Here is a 3,527-nt window from a genome sequence, read left to right on the forward strand (position 1 = left end):
AGTTTAGCTACACGGCTCACTGGCGATTACCGTGACCGGACTTACACCGGCAAGTGTGGTCCAGCTTCGCTGGACACACGACATAAAAAAAGATCCATCCGAATGGATGAACCTTTTAATATGCGGAAGATGGGACTTGAACCCACACGGTGTAACCACCACAAGATCCTTAGTCTTGCTCGTCTGCCAATTCCGACACTTCCGCAAGCAAGAAATATTATATCCATATACACGGGAATTGTCAAGTATTTTTTCACACTATAATATTTTTCTCATGACTTCCAGTAGATCTCACGTTGTCGGTCATCTAATCCGTCAATAAATCTCCTTTTATATTGAAGAAAATCCTCCAAATCCATCATAATATGATATAAAATGGCCCGGCTTTCAAATTCTCCACGTGTTTGAGGCAATGACGACTCTCTAAAAGAATCCAGTATTTCTTCCAAATGATGCAACTGGGCTTCTGGTAAATTGTGTTCTACAATAAAATCGCTCAGATATAACATATATTCTGCAATGATGTGCGCCTGCTCCGGCACAGTCCGGATCTTTTGCATTTCGTAATGTAGATTATGCAGAATCTGACACTGATTATAACGCATTTCAAAATAAGAAATATAATATTCCGGATGAGAATGGAACGTGTTATTTTGATATTCATAGGCTTCTTTCACACATCCCTGAATATCCTGTTCCAGACAGACAATATCCGCCCAGACATCTCGCTCCATTGTTTTATTGGAAAGATAGGCAGCCAACGCCCCCATCAGCATCTGCAGACGACCTTCTATTAAGGAAATATTGGAAATGATATGCTGCTTATGCCGATAATTCATTTGAAACAGATTAAATAATACTGCCAGAATAATGCCCAGCAAAATCAGCAAAAATTCATTGATTACTGCCTGTCCCATATGATCCCTTTGCGTAAGCAGATGAGCAGCTACTACTGCATTAACAGAAAGAGTTGCCCGCAGATCCAGGAGTTCACTAAAAAAAACAAGAACTGTAAGCAGTAATCCATAGGCCATCCACGGAATCGGAATCAACGGATAAAAAATGAGCGCTAACAGAATCGTAAACAGAAACGTGACAATACGCCAAAGCGACAAACGTAAAGTTTCCCATTTCGTAGTAAGTAATGTCAGCAATGTAATTGTCCCGGCAGAAATCGCATATTCCAGATTTAGATATTCAGCCAGATGTAATGCTGCACAACTTCCGATACCTATTTTCAAAGATAAAATCAAAAATTTTCTATATTTTTCCATAAGCCTCCCGAGCATATTTCATTTTTGTGAGTATAACATAGATAAATCGGAGTGTCAAAATCCTCAGATACATATAATACGATAAGTTGGAAAATTGGGGGGTGAATAATTCCATTTTTTTCTTGACAATTCTTCTATATATAGATATAATATCTATTGCTTGCGGAAGTGTCGGAATTGGCAGACGAGCAAGACTAAGGATCTTGTGGTGGTTACACCGTGTGGGTTCAAGTCCCATCTTCCGCATCATTCAATTAAAAAGTTCCATCCTTTGGATGGGGCTTTTTGTTTTAGGAACGAAGGGAACTTACACTAAATATTTCCGAAAGAAGGCGCATTCTTCATCATTACATTTCTGCCCTTCTGTCTCCTAAATAGTTACATGAAATACATGATATAATGGCTTTTCTTCTGTTCCATAGGTTTTAAACTCATAATACACATCGTTTTTCTTCAAAGCATCTTCCAACACTTTTGCCTGTGATCTGCAAAAATCCCCTATTGCTGTCATCAGATAAACCGGCGGAAACTGAGGTGTAATGTGATTTGTCAGGTTTACCAATGCCCGTTCTCTAATCGATCCATTTTCTGGCAACAAATCTTCCATTAAGTCCTCATCCTCTTCCCTTCCCAATATTTCGTTATCTGCAAGTGGATTATATACCCCACAATTTAATCCCAGAGCTTTTGGAATAAACCCATTAGGAATTACAAAATTATACTGCATAGCATATCTCTCATTGGTGCAGATTGCACTATAGATTCCACAAAGATGTCCACCGGCTGAATCTCCTACCATAAATACATGTTCCATATCCAGGCCGTATTTATCCCCATTCTGATACATCCAGGTGATCACATTGTTGATATCCTCCAACTGTGCCGGGAATTTTGCTTCCGGAGCCAGACGATAGGAAAAATTCACCACTGCAAATCCTCTCTGCGCCAGTGACATACCATAGAACTGGTAAATTTCTTTATCTCCATAGACCCAGCCACCGCCATGAATATTCACAATCACTGGTAATTTCCCATCCTGTTTCTTTGGACGATAAACATCCAGAAGGTTCCAGACCAGATCCTCTCCATAGGAAATATTATCAAATCGCTGAATATCATCTGGCGTAGTCAGACCTGCATCTCTCTTTGCATCTCCAATCTTCCATTCTCGTCTTACTCTTTCACTTGTATGTGACATTTTCTCATATCCTTTCCTTTTTCATCTACTCATCAGATTATTGAATTTTGGCATTACACCTGTAAAAACACTGAACAGACACGATTTTTTTCATTATCGCATGTTCCCCAGGCATTTACAATATTCTGTCATGATAAAAAAGCTTACTATTCACTCCATTATCTGCAACCAAAATGACGGCTTTGACATAAGTGTTACTTGTATGATAAAGTGAATACGGTATAATACATCGAAAAATTATTTGTGTAACATCCAGGAAGGGACTCTGTTATGAATTATAAGAACATTATATTCGACTTTGGAAATGTGGTGGGGAGCTTTGATGCGGATTATATTTTAAATCATTATGTTGACAATAAAAAGGATTTCCAGATCCTGTCCGATGCTATTTTCCACAACTGGCCTGCATTAGACGCCGGAACTGTGGATTACGACCAGGTTGCAGAAGAAACTATTGCTATTCTCCCTGCTCGCCTGAAAACAACAGCCCGTAACTTCTATGATAACTGGTTCCAGTATGTAAATCCACTTTCTGATACCTGGGACTTTATTCACGAATTAAAAGTGGCCGGTTACTCCATTTATCTTTTATCCAATGCCTCTACCCGCTTTGCAGAAGTTGCCAAACAATATTATTCCATCTTAAATGAATTTGACGGAATCGTTTTTTCTGCTCCGCTGAAACTGGCCAAACCGGATCCGGCCATTTATCGTTATTTGTTTGATACTTATCAGCTAAAACCGGAAGAATGCTTTTTCCTGGACGATCTTGCAGAAAATATTGCAGCCGGACAGGCTCTGGGAATGAATGGCATCATCTTTACCGGAGACATTCCGGCAGTAAAAAAGGCTATCGGTTTTTAGTCGATAGTCTTTCTGTTATATAGGTGTTTTTATAACTAAAAAAGATCCAGGATTTTCCTGAATCTCAAATAAAAGGTTTTGTACCTTCAAAACCGCATACGGTAAATACTTTTTCATCCGTGTTTCCCAGACTATACTCGCTTACTCGCGGTCACTCGGAATTCGCTTCGCTTCTTCCAGCCGCTCTTAAG

Annotated in this window: 3 protein-coding genes and 2 tRNA genes; 2 read left to right on the forward strand and 3 right to left on the reverse strand. The window is 39.4% G+C overall.

The window, feature by feature from the left end; all coding sequences use genetic code 11:
* Positions 1-121 precede the first annotated feature (121 nt).
* Both OCV47_RS15680 and OCV47_RS15685 read right to left on the reverse strand, forming a co-directional pair.
* Positions 122-205 (reverse strand) — tRNA-Leu (locus tag OCV47_RS15680).
* A gap of 67 nt (positions 206-272) precedes the next feature.
* The gene (locus tag OCV47_RS15685) at positions 273-1,274 is read right to left on the reverse strand and encodes an aromatic acid exporter family protein (protein WP_256300735.1); all 1,002 of its coding nucleotides are present in this window, start codon (positions 1,272-1,274) and stop codon (positions 273-275) included.
* A gap of 162 nt (positions 1,275-1,436) precedes the next feature.
* Between OCV47_RS15685 and OCV47_RS15690 the strand changes: the two genes are divergently transcribed.
* A tRNA-Leu gene (locus tag OCV47_RS15690) sits at positions 1,437-1,520 on the forward strand.
* A 124-nt stretch (positions 1,521-1,644) separates the two neighbouring features.
* Here the strand turns inward: OCV47_RS15690 and OCV47_RS15695 are convergent.
* Positions 1,645-2,472: an alpha/beta hydrolase gene (locus OCV47_RS15695; RefSeq protein WP_262655952.1), complete on the reverse strand. Its 828-nt coding sequence runs from the start codon at positions 2,470-2,472 to the stop codon at positions 1,645-1,647.
* 270 nt (positions 2,473-2,742) lie between these two features.
* On the opposite strand from OCV47_RS15695, the gene OCV47_RS15700 reads away from it, so the two are divergent.
* Positions 2,743-3,336, forward strand: coding sequence for an HAD family hydrolase (locus OCV47_RS15700; RefSeq protein ID WP_262655953.1), 594 nt, complete (start codon positions 2,743-2,745; stop codon positions 3,334-3,336).
* Positions 3,337-3,527 lie beyond the last annotated feature (191 nt).

This window comes from Muricoprocola aceti, assembly GCF_025567005.1.
Taxonomy (GTDB): Bacteria; Bacillota; Clostridia; order Lachnospirales; family Lachnospiraceae; genus Marvinbryantia; species Marvinbryantia aceti.